Origin of the sequence: Pseudomonas floridensis (assembly GCF_002087235.1) — a bacterium.
In the GTDB taxonomy this organism is placed as follows: Bacteria; Pseudomonadota; Gammaproteobacteria; order Pseudomonadales; family Pseudomonadaceae; genus Aquipseudomonas; species Aquipseudomonas floridensis.
In genome coordinates this window covers 21,751-43,641 of record NZ_MUIO01000015.1, presented here as the reverse complement: position 1 = coordinate 43,641, position 21,891 = coordinate 21,751, and the positions used below count along the sequence as shown (strand labels likewise).

Sequence of the window (21,891 nt, the reverse complement as noted above, 5' to 3'; positions counted from 1 at the left end):
ATCAGGACGCCTCCTTAACTTTGGCGGCAGCACCTGTCGCGCCGGACTTGAGCACCGGGTGCAGCAGCACCCGGAACGCGCTCTTCTGCGCCAGGCTGTAGAAGTCGTGGGCGAAGTCGTCCAGATCGGCGACCGTCAGCTTCAGACGGCGCAGGAAATAGTTGTAAACCAGCACCGCAGGCACGGCGACCGCGATGCCCACGCCTGTCGCCACCAGCGCTGCACCGATCGGGCCAGCCACGGTTTCAAGGCTCGCGGAGCCCGCTGCGCTGATGCCTTTGAGTGCCGACATGATGCCCCAGACCGTTCCGAACAGTCCGATGAAGGGCGAGGTGCTGCCGATACTGGCGAGGATGGCCAGGCCGCTTTCCAGCGAGCGACGTTCACGCACGATCTGCTGACGCAAGGCACGTTCGAGACGGTCCTGATGGTTGATGGACTGGCTGAGGTCGTGGGGCTGAGCACCTTCACTGACCTGGATGGCCGCGTAACCGGCCAGCGCGACACGCGCCGCAGCGCCAGGGTGTTCATGGGCCAGTTGCGCAGCGGAATCCAGGCTCGAAGCGGCCCAGAATTGCTTGTGGAATTTGCGATCCTGCGCCTTGAGACGCGAGAACTGCACGCCTTTGAGCAAGGCCAGGCCCCAGGTGGCGACAGAAAAAATCACCAGCAGCCAGATGACGGCGTGTTCGATGGATTCAAATGGCGAAGCAAGTAGGTTCATGGCGCAGCTCTCTCTGAACAAGGCATGGGGTGTGTCGCGATGCGCCTTTGGTTCAGGTAGCCCGCAAGGTCAATCACGTGTTGGGGGTCAGTTGATCTTGAAATCGATGGGCACGCTGACCCAGCCATCCTGAGCCACGTCGCCCTGTTTGGCGGGCACGAAGCTCCAGCGTTTCACAGCGGCCAGTGCAGCCTCGTCAAGCGATTCGCGACCGCTGCTTTTTTGAATCTGAATCTCGCCGGGCTTGCCACTGGCCAGTACGTGCACGCGTAACATGACCGTGCCTTCCCAGCCGCGACGCATGGCCAGCGACGGGTATTCCGGCGGCGGATTGCGTAAATAACCAGCGCTGGCCGAGGCTGGCGTCACCGGCTTGGGCGCAGCCGGCGCGGCGGGTGCCGGTGCAGCCACAGGTGGCGTGGAAACGGCTGGCGCAGGCGGCTGTTCAACGGGTTTGGCAACCGGCTTGGCGACCGGTTTCACCTCCGGTTTGGGCGGCTGCGGTTTAGGTTTTGGAACAGGCTTTGGCGGTGGCGGCTTCACTGCCAGCTCTTCCTCGACCGGCGGTGGCGGCTCGACCACCGGTTGCACGATCGGCTCGGGCGGTGGTGGCGGCGCTTGCACCGGTGGCGCAGGCCTTGAGAATTCGATGGTCATCGGCGGGACTTCCGGCGGTACGACCGGCAGCACCGGCGTCGGTTTCTGACTCAGCCAATAGATCACCGCACCGTGCAGCACCAGAGCAAAAACACCGAGCAGTACAGCCTCCCGACGTCCGAGAATCGGTTTCGGGGTGCTGTGCAATCGGGATGACGACAAGGGTCCACGGAAAGGACGCCCCAGATCGACCAGGTCGCCCTGCGGCGTCTGGCGCCATGGCACATCATGTGCGCTGGCTGCGGTCTGGACATTGCCCATTGATACACTCCTGCATTTTCTTGATAAAAATCCAGGTTCTGTTGGTATCAGTCACCTTTCCAAAGTGGGTGTGGCGAGGCCATCATGGCTCAAAGATACTTGTTCCTTAAAAGAATATTTGGTTAGCCTTTTATTCTTTTAGGGAATATACAAACGGACGGGGCGGCAACCAGCAAAAACCGTGGGCGCAAGCCTGTCGTCGGCCGCAGACCGACCAGAGAGGCGAACCCATCACGTTGAAGGGCTGCGCCGGCTAAAAGACTTGCTCGATCAGGCTCGCGTCCACGAGGCAGTGTTTGTCCAGGGAACCCTGTATCGAAGGCTCAAGCCGGACGCGACCTGCTCCAGTCGCGAACCGGAAGAGACGCGGCGTAGGCCATGGCCTCCTGACGGGTGTTGAACGATGCAAGTCGGTCTTTAGGGGTGCAGACCGTCCAGGGTCCGCGGTTGACGCAGATCAACTGGTAGCCGTTGATCTGGGTTTTGGAAAGCATCGGGGCACTCATATTCACCTCCAGTTGCAAGAGAAATAGTCGTGGTGCCCCGCCTACCTTACTCCTGAGTGGTCAGCCTGTGCTGGCCACTCGGCCGATGCAGCTTAATGGCCGCTGTGTTCGCCATGTCCACTGTGCTCATCGGTGGTCAGCGATCTGGCCACTGCGGTGACCCTGACCGATTCTTTGACGCCCTTGGCATTCTCCACCGTCAGGGTCAGCGGCACTTCATCGCCCTCTTTGACCTGACTGGCCAGCCCCATGAACATCACGTGGTAACCGTTGGCATCGAGCACCACCGGCTTGCCGGCTGGCAGGTCGACCGATGTCACCTGATGCATGTTCATCACATCGTTTTTCATGCTCATCTGGTGAATCTGAACGGTCTTGGCCACTGGCGACGCCACATCGACCAGTTTGCTGTCCTCGCTGGCGGTGATGCGCATGAATGCACCGGTAGCGGACTGGCCCGGCACCGTAGCGCGCACCCAAGGATCGTCGATCTCCGTCTGGGCGAACACCTGAGCACTCAGGCCCAGCAATGAAACAGCCAACAGCATCGGTTTTACGACGTTACGAACAGAATGAGTCATCAACATACTTCCATCAAAGTGAGCAGATCTTCGGCGCATTGCTGGGCAGACAGTTTGTGTGACAGGCCCAGACGCAGCACGCCTCGGGTGTCGTAGACATAACTGGTGGCGGTGTGGGAGATCGTATAGGTGTCGCCGAGCGGCACCTTTTCGAAGAACACGCCGAATTCCTTTGCCGTGGCAGCGGTTTCTTCAAGCGTGCCGGACAGCGCGACGAAGGTTGGATCGAAGGCTTTCACGTAGGCATCGATGACCTGTGGTGTGTCGCGTTCCGGGTCCAGCGTGATGAACACCACCTGAAAGGTCTTGCCGTCCTCGCCCATCAGCTTGCGGATCTGCGCCGCGCGTGCCAGTGCCGTGGGGCAGATGGCCGGGCATTGGGTGAAGCCGAAGAAAACCATCGGCATCAGGCCACGGAAGCTCGACAGCGTCTTGACGTTGCCCTGCGGGTCTTTGAGCCTGAAATTACGCCCGACGATTTCGTTGCTCATGTCCTTACCGTGCTTGAACGGCAGGGCATTGGAATTGCCGCAACCGGCCAGCAGGCCAAGGCTGAGCAGCGAGAGGCCCGTGACCACCTCGCGGCGACTGAAATTCTGCGTCATGTATTACGTCCCTTGAAGGATAAGGTGCGGCCCCGGGTGTCGACCCGATGACCACTCCCGTAAACCGGCAAGATCAACACTGTGATGTCGATGCCTTGCCACAAACGTGGAGCATAGGTGCCAGGGCTCAGGGTGCCTGAGGTATGCAACCTGGCGAGGCGTGGCGCGGGATCTGGCGGTACAGCACATGAGGGATGCGCGGCCTGATGTTCAGCGTGCGCGCCAGCCAGCCAAGGCCGATGAAGAACAATAGCGCCAGGGTCAGTTTGCCGGCAAAGGCACAATCGAACTGCGCAAGCTGCATGACCGAGGCATGAAGGTCTTTATCTGCAACAGGCGAGGAAGTGCCCGACTCACCGCAAATATCACCCGCAGTCACGGAAGAAAGGGGCGACAGCATTTGCCCGTGACCAAAACCGCACGCCACGCCATTGAACAGGACGAAGCCGTACAGCAGCCAGGCGATGAGCGAGCGGTGGGTTCGGACGAATTTCATGGCGGCGAATTTACCACTCCGGGTTGGCCGCGAACACCGCGAATGCTGTTACAAAAAACGTGCAGCCGGGCAAACCGCGCCCTTGCGGGCTGCAAGACAGGTGCGACAAAACGGCGCAGGCAGCACGATTGAAATTGGCAGGCATCGACGATGCACAACGCACCCCACAAAAAATTAATTTATGTGATCTTAATCAAGCATAAAATGCATTTAATTAATAATTAACATATAACAAAATGACCTTTCACATAACAATTCAATAACTTTAAATTCGGCAGCAGTCCGACCCTTACCCACGGAGGCATTCAATACGTTTCAGCATTTCATAAGGATTGCACCTCGATGATCGCCTCTGTTCACGCGCAGTATCGACCGCTACACACTACGTCTCTGATTCACGGAATAGCCTTCGCCAGCCTGGGGCTCATAAGCCCGACACAAGCTGCCGAGCAGTCCTCGGACAAAGAGACACGACTGGAAAAGGTCACGGTCATTTCAACCGGTGTCCGCGGCACGCAACGCACGGTTACTGACAGCCCGGCCCCCGTGGATATCGTGACCAGCGATCAATTGCTGAAAACCGGTCGTGCCGATCTGACGGAAGCCATTGCCAAACTGCTGCCTTCCTTCAATTACGGCACCAATGTCGCAGGGTACAACTCGACGATCCGACCTTTATCCAACCGCAGTCTGGCTCCGGCCTACACGCTGGTGCTGGTCAACGGCAAACGCCGCCACAACAGCGCCCTGCCCGCCAACGGTTCGACTGACAGCAGCGGCGCGAACTCGGTGGACATTGACATGATCCCGATCAGTGCCGTGGAGCGCATCGAAGTGCTCAAGGACAGCGCCGCCGCACAATACGGTTCTGACGCGATAGCCGGCGTGATCAACGTGATTCTCAAGTCTGCTGCCGAAGGCGGCCACTTGGGCATCACCTACGGCACGCTGTACAGCGGCGAAGGCGAGGTTTCAAAGTTCGAAGGCGACACAGGCTTCGAACTGGGGAACGGTGGATTTGTGCATCTCTCGGCAGACGCCCGCAAACGTGGCGATGCGAGCTGGAATGAAAAGGCCACCAACCAGGCTTACTTTCCAGGCGATGCCAGAGAAGCGACCTGGGACCGGGTCGGCGTCAAAAATGGCGATCCACAGATCAAGGCATTCAATCTTGCCTACAACGCCGAGCTGCCCCTGGATGAGCAGACAACCCTGTATTCCTACGGCACCTATGGGCAACGTGACGCGGTCATCAATAACTATTTTCGCTACCCCAACGGCAATGCCAACATCCCGGAGCTGTTTCCTGACGGTTACTACCCGCGTAACAACCTGGACGACACCGACTACCAGTATCTGGTCGGCGGCAAGGGTGAAGCGCTGGGCTGGAATTGGGATTTGAGCACCACCTATGGCCGCAACAATAACCATCAATACAGTGACCTGACCATCAACCCATCGCTGGGTCCGCAATCGCCGACGTCTTTCGATGACCTGGCCACTTACCGCTTCGAGCAATGGGTCAACAATCTGGACATCACGCGCGCGTTCGACGGGCTGTTCGGCATGCCACTGCAGGTGTCGGCAGGGCTTGAGCATCGCTGGGAGCGCTTCCAGACATTTTCCGGCGATGCGCAGGCGTATCGGGTTGGCGGATACCGCTTTGCCAGCACACTGCCGAACGGCCAGCCCGATCCCCGGGCCGGACAGCTCGCCTCGATTGCCGCACAGGCCGCTGCGGTCATTGCCCCTCAGGACGCCACCCGGCTGCAGCGCAATAACTACGCCGCCTATGTCGACTTCGGCGTCACGCCCATCGAGCCACTGTTCATCGACCTGGCAGTGCGTGCCGAGCATTTCGATGACGACTCAGGTAACACCGTCAGTGCCAAATTCAACTCACGCTATGAGTTCACTGACACGCTTGCCCTGCGTGGCACGGTCGGCAGCGGCTTCCGTGCGCCGTCACTGACGCAGATTGGCTATAGCATCTCGGACAACCGGGTTGGTACAGCGCCCGACGGCACGGTCGTGCCCGCAGTGACCCGCATTGCGCCGGTCAATTCGGCGCTGGCTCAGGCACTTGGCGCCACCACGCTGGACCCTGAAAAATCGCGCAATCTGGGGTTCGGCGTCACGTGGCAACCGGCGCCGCACACCAGTCTGACCACCGACGCTTACTGGATCGAAATCGATGATCGCATTGCCCGTACCGAAAGCCTGTACGGCCCGGCACTGGCTCCGCTGCTGTCCGCGCAGGGCGTGGACACCTCGACCTGGACGTCGTATTACGCCAACGCATTCGATACCCGCACCCGAGGCCTGGATATCGTGCTCGACCACTCCAGCCGTTACGGCAGATTCGGGAACGTACGCTGGAGCGCGGGCTTCAACTACAACAAGACCGTCATCACTGACGTCAAAGATGCTCCAGCAGCTCTGCAAGGCCTTGGAAACAACCCGGGAGGCAGCCTGACCTGGGTTGGACGCGCACGACAGGGCGATCTGACCGATGCGCAGCCGAAAACCAAATGGGTGTTGGGGGGTAAGTGGACATTGAACGATCTAAACGTGAATCTGCAAACCACACGCTATGGCAAGGTCAAGACGTTACAGCAACAGGAGAGTGGCGACCGCGGTTTCGGCGCCAAATGGATCACGGATCTGGATGTGTCCTACACCCTGCTCGATAACATCACGCTCAGCGTAGGCGGCACCAACATCTTCGATGTGCGACCCGACAAGAACGCGATCGCCTCCGCCAACGGCCTGAGCCTGTACGGCGATCCGCCCTTCTATCCGGGCGGAGGTTTCTGGTACAGCAAGCTGGCCTATGATTTTTAATGCCTGCCCAGGCACTGTTCATCGGCACCGATCAAATCAGCATGCGCAGGTCACTCCGCTGTCTGCGCGCCCTGCATGAACAGTTGAGTCAGCATTGCGCTCATACCGGCACGAGCCACCCGGCCGCGCCGCTCGGCGTCGACCAGCCCGAAGAGTAAGGATGCAAAGGTTTCCGTCAGCACTGCAGCGCTCATGTCGATCCTGAACAGCCCTTCGCGCTGGCCGCGCAGGAAGAATGCATCCAGCGCGTCGGAGTACGGCAACCAGCGGCGCCCGCCGCAGCTCTCGTCCATGGTGTCCGGCCGCCATTGAAAGACCAGAAACACCAGCATTTCACGATGTACCAGGTGATTGTCGACCAGCCGCTGCAGCGCTTCGACCGGCGGTGCGTGGTGCAGATCGGACTCGGCGATCATCTGGTTCATCAAGTCAGAGGCGTGGTTGAGCAACATTTCGATCAGATTGGCGCGGGTGCCGCAGAACCGGTTGAGCGTGGCTTTGCTCACACCGGCAGCCTGGGCGATGTCCTTGAGTGTGCCCGAGGAGTGGTCAACCACCGCAACGGCCAAGGCTTTCAAAAATTTCTCATCAGCAGCAGTGAAGTCCATTGAGTGCTTTTTTACCTCGTCGTGGGAATGGGGCGCATTGTGCAGAACCCGGCCGGTTTTCTCAAAGCCGTTAACATCTAGTCACCAAAGAGTCATATGAGTCAATATTGACTCATATGACTCTTAGCGTAGATCATTCGCGGCTTTGGCGTCTTGTGGGCAGTGCCCGGGTGAACTATGAGTACTTTGCGCGACTGGCGTGTCCTGTCGATGGTTACATTGCTGGCTGGCGCGATGCTGGTCGGCTGCGAGCAGAAACCAGAGCAGAACGCAGGTGCGCCTGTTGCACCCAAAGAAGTCGAATCGGTGACGGTAAAAACCGAATCGCTTACGGTCATCAATGAACTGCCCGGTCGTATTGAACCGGTGCGAGTCGCCGAAGTTCGTGCACGCGTCGCCGGTATCGTGCTGACACGCAATTTCGAGGAAGGCGCGGATGTGAAGGCCGGTGCGGTCCTGTTTCAGATCGACCCTGCACCGTTCAAGGCCGCGCTGTCCAAAGCCCAGGGGGATCTGGCCAGAACCGAAGCCACCTTGTTCGAGACGCAGGCGACGGTCAAGCGCTACGAATCGCTGGTGGACATCGAAGCCGTGAGCCGCCAGACCTTCGACACCGCCCGCTCCGCCTTGCAAAACGCCATTGCCGCCAAACGCTCGGCTCAGGCCGACGTTGAAACGGCACAGTTGAATCTGGGTTACGCAACGGTCAGGGCCCCCATTTCCGGCCGGATCGGCCGGGCCATGGTCACCGAAGGCGCGTTGGTCGGTCAGGCGGAGACCACGCTGATGGCGACCATCCAGCAACTGGACCCGGTCTATGCCGACTTCACCCAGCCGGTCGCCGATGCCTTGCGCATGCGCGCGGCGATCCAGGAAGGTCGCCTGCCCAAAGGTGGCGAAGGCGCCCTGTCGCTGAGCATCGACGGGACCGACTACACGAGCACCGGCACCCTGCTGTTCACCGATATCGCCGTGGACCGCACCACCGGCCAGGTGTTGTTGCGAGCCCGTTTCGCCAACCCCCGAGGCGTATTGCTGCCGGGCATGTACGTGCGTGTGCGCACGCCGCAAAGCATCGACGATAAAGCAATTCTGGTTCCGCAACGTGCGGTGCAGCGTTCCGCCGATGGCACGGCTCGCGTGCTGGTGATCGGCTCGGACGGCGCGGTCGAGGCACGTTCAGTGAAGACCGGCACCATGCAGGACTCGCGCTGGCAGATCACGCAGGGGTTGAAGGCCGATGAGCAGATCATTGTCGGCAACATGACCGGCATCAACCCAGGCGACAAGGTTGTCCCTAAATCGCAATCCGCCCAACAGCAGGCCAAGGCTCAGTAAAGACGCCTTCAGCGCGATCGAGGATTACTTTTATGTCCCTGTTCTTTATCCGGCGCCCCAATTTTGCCTGGGTGCTCGCTCTGTTCATTCTACTGGCCGGCCTGATGGCCCTGCCCGCCCTGCCCGTCGCTCAATACCCGGTGGTGGCGCCGCCGCAGATCACCATCACGGCCACCTACCCCGGCGCGTCGGCGCAGGTATTGGTGGACTCGGTCACCAGTGTGATCGAGGACGAGCTCAACGGCGCCAAGGGCATGCTGTATTACGAGTCGACCAGCAACTCCACCGGTTCGGCCGAGATCAACGTGACCTTCAATCCGGGCACCAACCCGGACATGGCGCAGGTCGAGGTGCAGAACCGCATCAAGAAAGCCGAAGCCCGCCTGCCACAGCCGGTACTCAGTCAAGGTCTGCAGGTCGAGCAGGCCAGCTCCGGATTTCTGATGATCTTCGCGCTAAGTTACACAGGTGACGCCGCCAACAAGGACACCGTCGCGCTGGCCGATTACGCGGCGCGCAACGTGAACAACGAGATCAGCCGGGTCAATGGCGTCGGCAGGCTGCAGTTCTTTGCCGCTGAAGCCGCCATGCGTGTGTGGATCGATCCGCAAAAGCTGGTGGGTTTCGGGCTGTCCATCGACGACGTCAACGCCGCGATCCGCGCCCAGAATGTGCAGGTGCCTGCCGGCAGTTTCGGCAGCAGTCCGGGCTCTTCGCTGCAGGAATTGACGGCGACCCTGGCGGTCAAGGGCACGCTGGACAACCCGGAGGAGTTCGGGCGCATTGTGCTGCGAGCCAACCAGGACGGCTCGACGGTGCATCTGGAAGATGTCGCACGGCTGGCCGTGGGCAGCCAGGATTACAATTTCGAATCCCGGCTGGACGGCAAACGCGCCGTGGCCGGTGCCATCCAGCTTTCGCCGGGCGCCAACGCCATCGAAACGGTGAAGGCCGTCAAACAGCGCCTTGACGAACTGTCGGTCAATTTCCCGGAAGGCGTCGAGTACTCCGTCCCGTACGACACTTCGCGCTTCGTCGATGTGGCCATCGACAAGGTGATCTACACCCTGATCGAAGCGATGGTGCTGGTGTTCCTGGTGATGTTCCTGTTTCTGCAGAACATCCGCTACACCTTGATCCCGACCATCGTGGTGCCGGTGTGTCTGGCCGGTACGCTGGCAATCATGTACCTGCTGGGCTTTTCGGTAAACATGATGACCATGTTCGGCATGGTACTGGCGATCGGCATTCTGGTGGACGACGCCATCGTAGTCGTGGAGAACGTCGAGCGGATCATGGCCGAAGAAGGCCTCTCGCCCGCCGCCGCAACCGTCAAGGCGATGGGACAGGTGTCGGGCGCGATCCTGGGCATCACGCTGGTGCTGGCGGCGGTGTTTCTGCCACTGGCTTTCATGGGCGGCTCGGTCGGGGTGATCTACCAGCAGTTCTCGCTGTCGCTGGCGGTATCGATCCTGTTCTCGGGTTTTCTGGCCCTGACCTTTACCCCGGCACTGTGCGCGACGCTGCTAAAACCCATCCCCAAGGGACACACCGAGAAGCGCGGCTTCTTTGGCGGTTTCAATCGTGTGTTCGGCAAGCTAACCGATCGTTACGAGCGGGTCAATTCGAGCCTGATCAAGCGCGCCGGCCGCTACATGCTGTTGTACCTTGGCATCGTCGGCCTGTTGGGCTTTTTCTACCTGCGCCTGCCCGAGTCTTTCGTGCCGGTGGAGGATCAGGGCTATCTGATCATCGACGTGCAACTGCCGCCCGGTGCAACCCGCGCGCGCACCGATGCCACCGCGCAGCTACTGGAAAACTACATGCTGTCACGGGAAACCACCGACGCAGTGACCATGCTGCTGGGTTTCAGTTTCTCGGGCATGGGCGAGAACGCCGGTCTGGCCTTCCCTACTTTGAAAGATTGGTCGGAACGGGGCGACGGGCAATCGGCAGCGGACGAAGCGGCAGCATTCAACCAGCATTTCGCGAACATCAGTGACGGTACGGTGATGGCGGTGACACCACCGCCCATCGAGGGGCTGGGCACCTCGGGCGGCTTCGCACTGCGTTTGCAGGATCGTGCGGGACTGGGCCGTGAAGCGCTGCTCGCCGCACGTAACGAACTGCTGGGCAACGCCAATGGCAACCCGAAAATTCTCTACGCCATGATGGAAGGCCTGGCCGAAGCACCACAGCTGCGTCTGAACATCGATCGCGAAAAAGCCAGGACAATGGGCGTCAGTTTCGAATCGATCAATAACGCCCTGTCAACCGCGTTCGGTTCCTCGGTGATCAGCGACTTCGCCAACGCCGGCCGTCAACAGCGCGTGGTGGTGCAGGCCGAGCAGAGTGCGCGGATGACGCCGGAAAGCGTGCTCAAACTGTATGTGCCCAACAGCAGCGGTACGCTGGTGCCGCTCGGCGCTTTCGTGTCGACACACTGGGAAGAAGGCCCGGTGCAGATCGCCCGCTACAACGGTTATCCGGCGTTCAAGATTTCAGGGGACGCACCGCCGGGCGTGAGCACCGGCGAGGCGATGGCCGAAATCGAACGCATCGTCTCGCAACTGCCGCCGGGTATCGGCTACGAGTGGACCGGCCTGTCCTATCAGGAGAAGGTCGCCAGTGGCCAGGCCACCGGACTGTTTGGCCTCGCGCTGCTGGTGGTGTTCCTGTTGCTGGTCGCGCTTTACGAAAGTTGGGCGATTCCGCTGGTGGTGATGCTGATCGTGCCGGTGGGTGCGCTGGGCGCGGTGTTGGCGGTCACCGCCGTCGGCCTGCCGAACGATGTGTACTTCAAAGTCGGTCTGATCACCATCATCGGTCTGGCGGCCAAGAACGCCATTCTGATCGTCGAGTTCGCCAAGGAATTGTGGGAACAGGGCCACTCGTTGCGTGACGCGGCAATGCAAGCCGCACGCCTGCGTTTCCGGCCGATCGTGATGACCTCGCTGGCGTTCATCCTCGGCGTCGTGCCACTGACCCTGGCCACCGGCGCGGGCGCCGCCAGTCAGCGCGCCATCGGCACCGGCGTGATCGGCGGCATGCTCAGCGCGACACTATTGGGCGTGGTCCTGGTGCCGATCTTCTTCGTCTGGGTATTGTCAGTGCTGCGCCGCAAGCCCCACCAGCAGGTCGATGAAGAGGCACAGACTCAGGACCGTGTATCGGGTGCCTGAGCCTGCCGGGCGGCATCGGCCGACGGCTGATGATTCTGCGTCCAGGCCGGCACTGTGTCGGTGACGGCTTCGGACGCGACGCTCACCCGGTTGCGGCCTTGTGACTTGGCGGCATACAAAGCCCGGTCGGCCAGCTTGATCAGCCCACGCGGGTCCAGTTGCCGATCGGTGCCGATAAACGTCGCCACGCCGAGGCTGACAGTAACGATTTCAAACGGGCTGGCTGGATGCTCGATGCGTTTCGCCTGCAGCGTTTGCAGAATCAATCCGGCCACTCGACGAGCGCTGTCTTCATCGGTATTAGGCAGCACCACAGCGATTTCCTCGCCGCCATAGCGGGCAGCGACATCACCGGGGCGACGGATGCACTGCTCGACGATGCGACTGATCGCAACCAGGCATTCGTCCCCGGCCAGATGGCCGAAATGATCGTTGTAGCGCTTGAAATGGTCGGCATCGATCAGGATCAGCGACAGGGTGCTGCGCTCGCGCCGGGCGCGCTTGAACTCGATCTCGATGAACTGATCGAAGCGCCTGCGATTGGCCAGCCCGGTCAGTTTGTCTTCGGAAGCGATCAGTTCCAGGTGCTGGTTGACTTCGATCAGGGCCGCCTGGGACACGCGCAGTTGTTCCTCGACCCGAATGCGGCTGTGAATGTGCCCGATCAGACGAACCCCGAGCCCGACCACCAGCGCCAACAGCACCAGCACCAGCAGCAGCGACTGCTTGGCCTGTCCCAGCCAGGCGCTCATGACTTCCTGCTGACCCAGCGCGACCACCGTCACCAGCGGATAGACATCACTGCGCTTGAATGCATAGAAGCGCGCCACGCCATCGAGTCGCGAGACGAACTCGGTGATCCCCGCTTCCTTGCTGCGATAGGCACTGAATATCGGCGTCGAGGACAGGTCGTGGCCAATGTCTTCCTGCCGATACGGAAACCTCACATGCAACCGTCCAGCCGCTGAAGTCAGGCTGATCACGCCGGAATTCCCGATTTGAATGCCGGAGTAGAACTTCAACAGATGGTCGATGCCAATGGTGACCACCATCAGGCCTGCAAAACTGGAGTCGGGGTGATTGATGCGGCGACTGACCGAGATCACCCATTGGCCATTGGCACGGCTGCGAATGGTCGGTCCGATGAAGGGTGCCCGCCCGGCGTGTTCGGCGTGATGCTTGAAGAATTCCCGCTGCGTGCTGTTGATGCCCACGGCATTGTCATTGGTCGAGAACGTGCAGACGCCTTCGGCGTTGTACAGCGACACACTGCTGATTTGCGGCAACGCCCCCATTTCACGCGCAATCACCGAACGCAGACGCTCGATCTGCTCCGGACCGCTGCCTTCTTTCTCCACACGCTCGGTCAGGCCGATGAGCATCAACTCGCTCTGCTTGAAGATGCCGTCGGTGTAAGTGCTCAATGCACGGGCCAGGTTCGCGCTGCTGGTCTGGATGTTTTCCAGGGTTTTCTGGCGTGCGGTCCAGGTCTGCCAGGTCATCAACAGCACGACACACGTACAGACCGTGCAGATCAGCCATGAGGCAAGTCTGAGATCGCGTTTCAAAACCTGCCTCCGTAGCCGGTGAGCGGTCGCGCAACTGACTCGCACGAAACCTGAGCGTGAGTGTTCAGATACATCGATATTCCTTCACCGGTATCAATGGTCGTGAGCTTCAGCGCCCAGTGTCGCCGTTGGCGATGGGGTGGATGAGGCGGGATCGCGGAGCAAACAGGGGTCAACATACGCGCAAGCACGCGGATTGGATCACAACTGCAGGATTTTTTTTGAGGGGCCGTGAGCGCGAGGGCTCACGGCAGTAAGGCAGGGGACGTTGCGAATCAGGCGATGGCAGCGGTCTGGGCCGGTGTACGCACCGAAGCAGCTTCCAGTTCGCGTACCAAAGGCAGGACATGTTCGCCGAAGTAGGCGACTTCTTCCTGGAAATGCAAGAAAGCCGACAGGATCAAGTCCACGCCAACCGCTTTCAGTTGCACAATGCGCTCAGCAATCTGGCGGGGCGTGCCGATCAGGTTGGTCTTGAAGCCGTCGTTGTACTGAACCAGGTCCTGAAAGGTGGACTTGGCCCAGTTGCCCTCGCCTTCCGGACTGGCCTTGCCGGCCTGCCTGGCGGCATCACCGAAGGCATTGACCGCTTCCGGGTCCGCCTTGTCGACGATCTCGGCCAGTACGGCCCGCGCTTCTTCCTCGGTGTCCCGGGCGATGATGAACGCGTTGACGCCAATCTTCACCGAATGCCCGTTGGCCGCAGCCTTGGCCCGGATGTCATCGATCTGAGCCTTGATGCCCTCGACGGTGTTGCCATTGGTGAAATACCAGTCAGACACTCGAGCCGCCATGTCCCGGGCAGCTCTGGAACTGCCACCCTGGAAAATTTCCGGGTGCGGACGCTGAATGGGTTTGGGCTTTAAAGTGTAATCGTGAAAGCGGTAGAAGTCGCCCTTGAACGTGAAGTTGTCAGTGGTCCAGATGCCCTTGAGTGCACGGATGAACTCCTCCGAACGTCGGTAACGCTCATCGTGCTCCAGCCAGGGTTCGCCGATGGCGGTGAACTCCCCCTTGAACCAGCCACTGACAATGTTGACCGCCACCCGCCCGGCCGTGAGCTGGTCGATGGTTGCCAACTGCTTGGCCGCCACGGACGGCGTCCACGGCCCGGGCAGGATCGCCGCGATGACCTTGAGCTTTTCGGTGGCAGCCAGCAGCGCGTGACTGAACGCAACCGACTCGTGCTGGTATTCGGCGCCATAACCCGCGGTAAAACGAATCTGCGTCAGAGCGTACTCAAAGCCGGATTTTTCCGCGATCTGCGCCAGTTTTCTGTTGTAGTCGATGGTCCAGCTGGTGCGCTGCTCGATCTTGCTCACCACCAGACCGCCGCTGACGTTCGGCACCCAATACGCAAATTTGACAGGGGTTTGACTCATATCGTTACTCCTCTGGCTTCAGGGTCCCGGGCACAAGAATCGAGCGGGCTTGGTGAAAAGCAACAAAGCAGCAACCGTGCCAGTGCTATATTGTCAATTCGATCAATGAGTTACACCGTCTGACAGGCCGCTTTAGCTGTCGGCTGCGTGGCAAGGTGTTGACCCGGTGTTGCGCAGGCAACAGTCTGTCGGCTTACAGTCGCTGATCCGCCCTGCTTCCTTCAAAGGTTCTGCACGCACAAGGCATCCTTCGATGTTCGAACTTTCAAGCTATTTCGGCCTGTTCATGGCGGCGCTGGGCGCGGCAACGCTGCTTCCCATGCAATCGGAAACCGTGCTGGCTGCGATGTTGATCAGTAAGGCTTATCCGGCTGTAGTGCTGCTATCGGTGGCGACGGCGGGTAACGTGCTGGGCTCGGTTTTGAACTGGTTGCTGGGCCGCTCCATCGAGCATCTGCGGCACAAACGCTGGTTTCCGGTCAGCGAAACGCAACTGGAGAAAGCCCGCCGTTTTTACCGGCAGTACGGTTACTGGTCATTGCTGCTCAGTTGGGTGCCGATCATCGGTGATCCGCTGACCGTGGTGGCGGGTGTGTTGCGCGAGCCACTCTGGCGTTTCGTGCTGATCGTCACGCTGGCCAAGGGCGCGCGTTATCTGGTGGTGGCCGCGGTGGTCACCCAGGTATTCGTCCTGCCCAACTGACACCGCCTTGCTTGGCGGCAAAGCCTCACCTAAGCATCGGCCGCACACGGATTTCAATCACCCTAAATGATGTCCCGACGACAGACGGCAGGCCGGAAATACCGCTTGTCAGGAATGGGATCCAGTTCCGACAGAAGGCATGGCCAGTGGCTACCCAGTACACGGAGGGCAGCGTAGCCTTGGATCCAATGACGCCCTATTCATCCGCAGGAGCACCGATGAAATTTCATGCCTGGTTGTTGGTACTCATGATTCCCGCCTTCTCGGTCAGCGCCGAAGAAAAGGCTATTGCCGTTCCGCATGATCCCGCAGCGCAGCACGCGCTGGTTGAGAAAACCGGTTCGCTCAACAACCGCGTCGTGGTGACCAGACGTGAAAGTCTGTTGGGCGTCATCTATTCCAAGCGCGTCTACAACTGCGACAACCACACGGTCAATCTGGTGGGCACCGGCTCGACGCTGCAAATCATGGAAAGCGCTCACGCCGTCAGCGGCATGGGACCGGTGATTCGGGACTCTACCGCCGAGTACATACAGACCGAAGCCTGCAGCTGACGGTCATTCCTCTCAGGCGTTCCGCTCACTGAACGCCTGATGTAAAACCGCTTCGCCGCCCTTCCCTCCTTCCCTCCTTCCCTCCTTCCCTCCTTCCCTCCTTCACTGCATCCTTTGCGTTCTTTGCACACAGACCTGTCGGACAGGCCTGCACGACCGCCTGTGCGCGCGGCAATCAAAAAAGACTTGCAGTCAAAGTATTACGGTATACCATCAGACAGACAAAAATAGTTCCTGTCGGTATACCGCGCAGAGGTAGCCAATGATCGACGCAACCGAATACGAGAACGTTATGGGCTCCTTTCCATCGGGTGTCATCGTGATCACCACGCTCAATGAGGACGGTGAGGTGGTCGGTCTGACCGCCAGCGCCTTCAGCTCATTATCGGTGGACCCGCCGCTGGTGCTGTTCTGCCCCAACTACAGTTCCATGGTTGGCCCGATCAAGAACCTGATTCAGCCACAGCAGCCCGTCGACCCGACGGTGTATTCCCGCGGCGGAATGAGCGCCCTGCCAGTCCTGGCCTGATACCTGCGATTTGTCATTCATTGATAACACCGGTGCCGCTCAGGCAGGCACCCCGATCTGATCGAGGAAAGTGTCATGAAATTTTCGCTGTTCGTGCACATGGAACGCTGGGACGAAACCGTGAGCCACCGTCAGCTCTTCGAAGACTTGACCGAGCTGACGCTGATGGCCGAGCAAGGCGGTTTCAGCACAGTCTGGATCGGCGAGCACCACGCGATGGAATACACCATTTCCCCAAGCCCGATGCCGTTGCTCGCCTATCTGGCCGCCAGAACCGAGACCATTCACCTGGGCGCGGGAACGATCATCGCGCCGTTCTGGCATCCGCTGCGGGTCGCTGGTGAATGCGCCTTGCTGGACGTGATCAGCAACGGTCGCATGGAAGTCGGTCTGGCGCGAGGCGCGTATCAGGTCGAGTTCGATCGCATGGCAGGTGGCATGCCCGCGTCCGAAGGGGGCAAGGCACTGCGTGAAATGGTGCCGGTGGTGCAGGCGCTGTGGCAAGGCGACTACGCCCACAATGGCGAGATCTGGAAATTCCCCACCTCGACCTGCGTTCCCAAGCCCGTCAGCACTCCGCCGATGTGGATCGCCGCACGTGACCCCGACTCTCATAACTTCGCGGTGGCCAACGGCTGCAACGTGATGGTCACGCCATTGATGAAAGGTGATGAGGAAGTCGTCGACCTGAAGAACAAGTTCGAGGCCGCGCTGGCCAACAACCCTGACGCGCCACGTCCGCAGTTGATGGTGCTACGCCACACTCACGTGCATGCGGCGGACGATCCGGACGGCTGGAAAGTCGGTGCCACGGCCATCTCGAAGTTCTACCGCACCTTCGACGCCTGGTTCGGTAACAAGCAGACGCCGGTCAACGGCTTCCTCGCACCCAGCCCGGAAGAGAAGTTCAAGGAACGCCCGGAGTTCGAGCTGGGCAACATTCGCAAAAACACCATGATCGGCACGCCGGAAGAAATCATACCGCGCATCCGCCGCTATCAGGAACTGGGGGTCGATGAATTCAGTTTCTGGTGCGACAACAGCCTGCCGCACGCCGAGAAGAAAAAGTCGCTCGAACTGTTCATCAAGCACGTGGTGCCAGCGTTCCGCTGAGAGGCTTTGCACTTCGGTGGCAGCGATCCGTATTACCGCGCCCGAGACAGAAACGACGCACATACCTGTTAGCGCCATGCGCCCTAAAGAATGGCAACCGGGCGCCGACCTGCTATTGGTAGACCATAAGACACGCTCCAGGTATGAGCTGGCTCGACAGACTGCATGCAGGCAGCGCCCGACACGCGCGGTAGTAATGGACACTCCGGAGCTCACATGAATATCAAACAGAAATTGACCTGGGCATTCGCAGTCATTGCGTGCCTGCCCATCATCGTGGTTGCGACCATCGTGGTGGTGAATCTGCGTGACGAGGCGACCAAGGATTTTGTCGACGGCAGCGGACGCGAGATTCGTCAGGTCGACAACGCCATGCAACTGTTCTTCGACGGCATTACCCAGAACGTCAACTACATCGCGGCCCATCCGCTGATTGCGGGTGCCGGTGACGACTTCAGAAATTACATGGGTGCCGCCGCCACCGCCCAGTCGGAAAACGACAGGCTGGCCACCGAACTGTTCACCAACATCGCCAAGGCGCACCCGGCCTACTCGTACGTGTCCTACGGCTTGATCAACGGCAGTTACATCATGACGCCGGAAGATCCGCGGATGAGCAACTACGACCCGCGCGTGCGCCCCTGGTACAAAACGGCCATGGCCAATGTCGGCAAGACCGTGCGCAGCGACGCCTATTACTGGGCGGCCGATGATGCGGTACTGGTCAGCACCATTCGCGCCATTCCCAACAGCTGGGCAACCCTGGCGGCGTGGTCAACGTCGATGTCTCACTCAAGCAACTGACCAGCATCGTCAAGCAGATCAAGCTGGGCGAGAGCGGCTACCTGATGCTGATGGAAAAGAACGGCACCGTGCTGGTCGATCCCAAGCAGCCGGAACACAACTTCAAGAAACTGGGTGAGCTGGGCGACGGCTTTGCCGAACTGGCCAAAACCGGCAGCGGACTGGTCGAACTGACGCTCAATGGCGAACGCTACATGGCCAACGTCTATCCGTCCGATCAGTTGGGCTGGAACTTCATCGGCCTGATCAAACAGGAAGAAGTGATGGCCTCGGCCACGCGCCTGACCTGGCTGATCGGCATCATCGCCGCTGTGCTGGCAGTGGTTTTCGCTATTGTCGGGGCCAGTTTCGCCAGTGTCATCGTGCGCCCGATCCACAGCGTGTCGACCGGCCTGGAGGGCATTGCCGAGGGTGAAGGCGATCTGACCCATAACCTGACGGTGCGCGGCACCGATGAAACCGCGCAACTGGCTGGCTGGTTCAACAAGTTTCTGACCGCCATTCGTAATCTGATCCAGCACATCGGCCAGGCCGCGCACAAAATTCTCGAGGCGTCGCACAGCTCCACCCGCGTCTCCAACGACATGGCCGAGGCGGCAGGTCGCCAGCGTGAAGCGGTGGACATGGTGTCCACCGCGTTTCATGAGATGGTCGCCACTTCCAACGAAGTTGCCCGTTCCTGCAGCCAGGCTGCCGACTCGGCAGACAGCGGCCAGCAGCAAGCCCGCGAAGGCCAGCTGCAGATCGACGATGCGGTGCGCAGTGTGGATCAACTGAGCGAGGAGATTGCCCGCTCGGCCAAAGACGTGTCGCAACTGGAAAAGGACAGCAACGACATTCAGTCGATTCTGGACACCATTCGCTCGATCGCCGAGCAGACCAACCTGCTGGCACTCAACGCAGCCATCGAAGCCGCACGCGCTGGTGAGCAGGGTCGTGGGTTCGCCGTGGTAGCCGATGAGGTGCGCGCCCTGGCCAAACGCACCGCCGACTCGACTGCCGAGATCGATACACTGCTGGGCAATCTGGCCAAACGCACCAAATCGGTCGCGCAGCAGATGAATGCGAGCCTGGACGTGTCGCAACAGTCAGTCGCCAAGATCGGCCAGGCCCGCAGCAGTTTCGGACAGATTCGTGAGTCGGTGGACGTGATCCGCGACATGAACACGCAGATTGCGACTGCCGCCGAGGAGCAGCATCAGGTGGCCGAGGACATCAATCGGCACATTAGCCAGATTCACGGCGATGCTCAGTTGATCGCCACCCTGTCCGATTCGGCCCGCGCCGACTCCAGCAGCCTGGCTTCGCTGTCCAACGAGCTGGACGCGCTGGTACGCAAATTCAAGACCTGATGACGGCAGCGCCCGAGCCGCCGCTTTCGTGGGCAGGCTCACTCCCACGGATGGCGCGGTGACAAGTGGAGACCAGCGCATGCCAGTGGGAGCGGACTCGTCCGCGAAGACGGTGTATCAAACGCAGGATCTGGCATTGGATTCATGAGCACTCTCACGGATGATGCGGTGATAGATGGGTGGATTGAAGATCTGGGGCTCACTGCATAAGCAGCACTTCCTCGCCAAACCACCCGGCCAGAAAATCCAGCATGGTGCGCAAGGTCGCCGACTGGTGATGGCGCGAGGTGTAGATCCCGTGCATACCCAGCGCCTGGGGCTGGTGATCGGGCATCAGGGCGACCAGCTTTCCGTTGGCCAGCAACGGCGCAGCCGAATACACCGGCTGCAATGTGATTCCCGCCCCTGCCACCGCAGCCTCCAACAGAACCACAGAATCATTGGCGCTCAGATTGCCGCCCACCGGCACGCTCACCGGGTGCCCGGAACGGGTGAATTCCCAGAGGCTTTTGCCGAAGTAGGAATAGGTCAGGCAGTTGTGACCCGCCAGGTCCTGCGGCCGAAACGGCGTGCCCCGTGCGTCCAGATAGCCCGGCGCGGCACACACCACCGACTCACAACGCCCCAGTGGCCGTGCGATCAGGTTGGGATCCAGTTGGTTGGTGATGCGGATCGCCAGATCAATCCGTTCGCTGACCAGATCCACCGCCTGATTGCCGATGTGCAGGTCCACCGATGTACCCGGGTAGCGTTGCAGATACGCAGTCACGGCTGGCGCCAGCACGGTTTGAGCCAGAGACTGCGAGCAGGCGATGCGCAGCATTCCACGCGGCTCGTCGACCTGCGTATCGGCAGCCAGGGGCACTGCGTCCGCCAGTTCAAGCAACTGCTGACACCGCGCCAGCGTCACCTGGCCAGGAGCCGTCAGACCAAGTTTGCGAGTGGTGCGGTGCAGCAGCCGTGCTCCGGCCCAGCGTTCCATCTGCGCCAGATAACGCGTGACCATTGCGCGGGACATGTCCAGCGCCTCGGCAGCAGCAATCAGACTGCCGCGCTCGTTGATGGCAACGAAAACGCGGGCAGCAACAATGCGATCCATGATTCATCCGATTCAAGCAACCGATAATTGCTAATACTGGGGCTTTTGTTTCACTTCAAGCAACTTAAGATAAAGCCACTTTTGTTCTGCCACTCGAAAAGGTCGATCCCATGTTGCGCAGTTCCTTGCTGGCCCTCTCCTTCGCTGTCTTTCCCCTGGCCGCCCAAGCCACTGACCCGCTGAACATTGATGTGTACAACCCGGCTGACAAAGCTGTCTTTCCGGTTTCTTCGGAACTCATCACCGGCAAGCACGATGCGGTGCTGATCGATGCCCAGTTCCAGCGCAATGACGCCGAGGCGCTGGTGCAGAAGATCAAGGCCAGCGGCAAGAAACTCACCACCGTCTACATCAGCCACAGCGATCCGGACTATTACTTCGGTCTGGACGTGATTCAGGCGGCGTTCCCGGACGCGAAAATCGTGGCCAGCGAACCGACCGTGGAAGCCATCAAGGCATCGATGCAGGGCAAGCTCGCTTACTGGGGCCCGATTCTCAAGGACAATGCCCCGGCGAAACTGGTTTTGCCGCAGGTTCTGAAGGGCGATCACTTGACGCTGGAAGGCCAGCCGTTGCAGATCAAAGGGCTGCAAGGCCCGGCACCGGAGCGCAGTTACGTATGGATTCCATCACTCCGGGCGGTGGTCGGTGGCGTGGTGGTATCCAGCGGCATTCATGTCTGGGTCGCCGACACCCAGACGCCCCAGTCCCGCCAGAACTGGCTTGCCGCCCTCAAGGACATCGAAGCGTTGAAGCCCGCCACCGTGATTCCCGGCCACTTTCTGGGCGATGTGCCTGAAGGCACAAAAGCAGTGACTTTCACTGCCGATTACCTGAAATCTTTCGAAGAAAACGCCAAAACGAGCAAGGACTCGGCCGCCCTGATCGACGCCATGCAGAAAGCCTGGCCTCAGTTGGCCGAGCCCGGTTCGCTGGAGCTGAGTGCCAAGGTCATCAAAGGCGAGATGAAGTGGCCACATTGATG

General features: G+C 60.1%; 18 protein-coding genes and 1 pseudogene. 9 read left to right on the top strand and 10 right to left on the bottom strand.

All coding sequences use genetic code 11. The features are described from left to right. Window position 1: 1 nt before the first annotated feature. The 6 genes from BZK31_RS05200 to BZK31_RS05175 all read right to left on the bottom strand — a co-directional run bounded on the left by BZK31_RS05200 (window position 2) and on the right by BZK31_RS05175 (window position 3,830). Window positions 2-724 (bottom strand): MotA/TolQ/ExbB proton channel family protein, encoded by a 723-nt coding sequence (locus BZK31_RS05200; protein ID WP_083181729.1) that lies wholly within the window; start codon window positions 722-724, stop codon window positions 2-4. 87 nt (window positions 725-811) lie between these two features. Next, the gene (locus tag BZK31_RS05195) at window positions 812-1,642 is read right to left on the bottom strand and encodes an energy transducer TonB (protein WP_083181728.1); all 831 of its coding nucleotides are present in this window, start codon (window positions 1,640-1,642) and stop codon (window positions 812-814) included. Window positions 1,643-1,965: 323 nt separating this feature from the next. After that, the gene (locus tag BZK31_RS05190; protein WP_083181727.1) at window positions 1,966-2,148 is read right to left on the bottom strand and encodes a DUF2188 domain-containing protein; all 183 of its coding nucleotides are present in this window, start codon (window positions 2,146-2,148) and stop codon (window positions 1,966-1,968) included. A 92-nt stretch (window positions 2,149-2,240) separates the two neighbouring features. Then, window positions 2,241-2,735 carry a copper chaperone PCu(A)C gene (locus BZK31_RS05185; RefSeq protein WP_083181726.1) on the bottom strand — a complete coding sequence of 165 codons (495 nt, stop codon included), beginning with the start codon at window positions 2,733-2,735 and terminating at the stop codon, window positions 2,241-2,243. Then, window positions 2,729-3,334, bottom strand: a complete 606-nt coding sequence (locus BZK31_RS05180; protein ID WP_083181725.1) for an SCO family protein — start codon at window positions 3,332-3,334, stop codon at window positions 2,729-2,731. The genes BZK31_RS05185 and BZK31_RS05180 overlap by 7 nt, the downstream gene beginning before the upstream one ends. A 127-nt stretch (window positions 3,335-3,461) precedes the next feature. Then, window positions 3,462-3,830, bottom strand: coding sequence for a hypothetical protein (locus BZK31_RS05175; protein WP_083181724.1), 369 nt, complete (start codon window positions 3,828-3,830; stop codon window positions 3,462-3,464). Between the two features lie 342 nt (window positions 3,831-4,172). Here BZK31_RS05175 and BZK31_RS05170 point away from each other — a divergent pair, with 342 nt between their 5' ends. Next, window positions 4,173-6,674, top strand: coding sequence for a TonB-dependent receptor plug domain-containing protein (locus tag BZK31_RS05170; protein WP_083181723.1), 2,502 nt, complete (start codon window positions 4,173-4,175; stop codon window positions 6,672-6,674). Window positions 6,675-6,724: 50 nt separating this feature from the next. On the opposite strand, the gene BZK31_RS05165 is transcribed toward BZK31_RS05170, so the two are convergent. Further along, window positions 6,725-7,282, bottom strand: a complete 558-nt coding sequence (locus tag BZK31_RS05165) for a TetR/AcrR family transcriptional regulator (protein WP_083181722.1) — start codon at window positions 7,280-7,282, stop codon at window positions 6,725-6,727. Between the two features lie 177 nt (window positions 7,283-7,459). Between BZK31_RS05165 and BZK31_RS05160 the strand changes: the two genes are divergently transcribed. Next, window positions 7,460-8,620, top strand: coding sequence for an efflux RND transporter periplasmic adaptor subunit (locus BZK31_RS05160; protein ID WP_083181721.1), 1,161 nt, complete (start codon window positions 7,460-7,462; stop codon window positions 8,618-8,620). A 32-nt stretch (window positions 8,621-8,652) separates the two neighbouring features. Beyond that, window positions 8,653-11,802, top strand: coding sequence for an efflux RND transporter permease subunit (locus BZK31_RS05155; RefSeq protein WP_083181720.1), 3,150 nt, complete (start codon window positions 8,653-8,655; stop codon window positions 11,800-11,802). Here BZK31_RS05155 and BZK31_RS05150 read toward each other — a convergent pair. Further along, window positions 11,778-13,370 (bottom strand): sensor domain-containing diguanylate cyclase, encoded by a 1,593-nt coding sequence (locus BZK31_RS05150; RefSeq protein ID WP_083181719.1) that lies wholly within the window; start codon window positions 13,368-13,370, stop codon window positions 11,778-11,780. The two genes, BZK31_RS05155 and BZK31_RS05150, sit on opposite strands and share 25 nt — an antisense overlap. A gap of 275 nt (window positions 13,371-13,645) precedes the next feature. Beyond that, the gene (sfnG, locus tag BZK31_RS05145) at window positions 13,646-14,752 is read right to left on the bottom strand and encodes a dimethylsulfone monooxygenase SfnG (protein ID WP_083181718.1); all 1,107 of its coding nucleotides are present in this window, start codon (window positions 14,750-14,752) and stop codon (window positions 13,646-13,648) included. A gap of 253 nt (window positions 14,753-15,005) precedes the next feature. Between sfnG and BZK31_RS05140 the strand changes: the two genes are divergently transcribed. The 5 genes and pseudogenes from BZK31_RS05140 (at window position 15,006) to BZK31_RS05120 (ending at window position 19,807) form a co-directional block, all read left to right on the top strand. Further along, window positions 15,006-15,455, top strand: a complete 450-nt coding sequence (locus tag BZK31_RS05140; protein ID WP_083181717.1) for a YqaA family protein — start codon at window positions 15,006-15,008, stop codon at window positions 15,453-15,455. A 218-nt stretch (window positions 15,456-15,673) separates the two neighbouring features. Further along, entirely contained in the window at window positions 15,674-16,009 is a 336-nt protein-coding gene (locus BZK31_RS05135) for a hypothetical protein (RefSeq protein ID WP_083181716.1), read from the top strand. Between the two features lie 262 nt (window positions 16,010-16,271). Continuing rightward, complete coding sequence (locus BZK31_RS05130) at window positions 16,272-16,538, top strand: flavin reductase family protein (RefSeq protein WP_083181715.1); 267 nt, start codon at window positions 16,272-16,274, stop codon at window positions 16,536-16,538. Window positions 16,539-16,613: 75 nt separating this feature from the next. After that, the gene (locus tag BZK31_RS05125; RefSeq protein ID WP_083181714.1) at window positions 16,614-17,651 is read left to right on the top strand and encodes an LLM class flavin-dependent oxidoreductase; all 1,038 of its coding nucleotides are present in this window, start codon (window positions 16,614-16,616) and stop codon (window positions 17,649-17,651) included. Window positions 17,652-17,867: 216 nt separating this feature from the next. After that, window positions 17,868-19,807, top strand: a pseudogene (locus tag BZK31_RS05120) (methyl-accepting chemotaxis protein). 199 nt (window positions 19,808-20,006) lie between these two features. On the opposite strand, the gene BZK31_RS05115 reads toward BZK31_RS05120, so the two are convergent. Next, entirely contained in the window at window positions 20,007-20,906 is a 900-nt protein-coding gene (locus BZK31_RS05115) for a LysR family transcriptional regulator (RefSeq protein ID WP_083181713.1), read from the bottom strand. Between the two features lie 110 nt (window positions 20,907-21,016). Here BZK31_RS05115 and BZK31_RS05110 point away from each other — a divergent pair, with 110 nt between their 5' ends. Then, window positions 21,017-21,889 carry an MBL fold metallo-hydrolase gene (locus BZK31_RS05110; RefSeq protein ID WP_083181712.1) on the top strand — a complete coding sequence of 291 codons (873 nt, stop codon included), beginning with the start codon at window positions 21,017-21,019 and terminating at the stop codon, window positions 21,887-21,889. The last annotated feature ends 2 nt before the right edge of the window (window positions 21,890-21,891 follow it).

Excerpts from the sequence above, each read along its gene's own strand:
- BZK31_RS05130 (WP_083181715.1), top strand. The coding sequence starts at position 16,272 with ATGATCGACGCAACCGAATACGAGAACGTTATGGGCTCCTTTCCATCG.
- BZK31_RS05165 (WP_083181722.1), bottom strand. The coding sequence starts at position 7,282 with ATGGACTTCACTGCTGCTGATGAGAAATTTTTGAAAGCCTTGGCCGTT.
- BZK31_RS05180 (WP_083181725.1), bottom strand. The coding sequence starts at position 3,334 with ATGACGCAGAATTTCAGTCGCCGCGAGGTGGTCACGGGCCTCTCGCTG.
- BZK31_RS05175 (WP_083181724.1), bottom strand. The coding sequence starts at position 3,830 with ATGAAATTCGTCCGAACCCACCGCTCGCTCATCGCCTGGCTGCTGTAC.
- BZK31_RS05125 (WP_083181714.1), top strand. The coding sequence starts at position 16,614 with ATGAAATTTTCGCTGTTCGTGCACATGGAACGCTGGGACGAAACCGTG.
- BZK31_RS05200 (WP_083181729.1), bottom strand. The coding sequence starts at position 724 with ATGAACCTACTTGCTTCGCCATTTGAATCCATCGAACACGCCGTCATC.
- BZK31_RS05170 (WP_083181723.1), top strand. The coding sequence starts at position 4,173 with ATGATCGCCTCTGTTCACGCGCAGTATCGACCGCTACACACTACGTCT.
- BZK31_RS05135 (WP_083181716.1), top strand. The coding sequence starts at position 15,674 with ATGAAATTTCATGCCTGGTTGTTGGTACTCATGATTCCCGCCTTCTCG.
- BZK31_RS05155 (WP_083181720.1), top strand. The coding sequence starts at position 8,653 with ATGTCCCTGTTCTTTATCCGGCGCCCCAATTTTGCCTGGGTGCTCGCT.
- sfnG (WP_083181718.1), bottom strand. The coding sequence starts at position 14,752 with ATGAGTCAAACCCCTGTCAAATTTGCGTATTGGGTGCCGAACGTCAGC.
- BZK31_RS05140 (WP_083181717.1), top strand. The coding sequence starts at position 15,006 with ATGTTCGAACTTTCAAGCTATTTCGGCCTGTTCATGGCGGCGCTGGGC.
- BZK31_RS05185 (WP_083181726.1), bottom strand. The coding sequence starts at position 2,735 with ATGTTGATGACTCATTCTGTTCGTAACGTCGTAAAACCGATGCTGTTG.
- BZK31_RS05190 (WP_083181727.1), bottom strand. The coding sequence starts at position 2,148 with ATGAGTGCCCCGATGCTTTCCAAAACCCAGATCAACGGCTACCAGTTG.
- BZK31_RS05195 (WP_083181728.1), bottom strand. The coding sequence starts at position 1,642 with ATGGGCAATGTCCAGACCGCAGCCAGCGCACATGATGTGCCATGGCGC.
- BZK31_RS05110 (WP_083181712.1), top strand. The coding sequence starts at position 21,017 with ATGTTGCGCAGTTCCTTGCTGGCCCTCTCCTTCGCTGTCTTTCCCCTG.
- BZK31_RS05115 (WP_083181713.1), bottom strand. The coding sequence starts at position 20,906 with ATGGATCGCATTGTTGCTGCCCGCGTTTTCGTTGCCATCAACGAGCGC.
- BZK31_RS05160 (WP_083181721.1), top strand. The coding sequence starts at position 7,460 with ATGAGTACTTTGCGCGACTGGCGTGTCCTGTCGATGGTTACATTGCTG.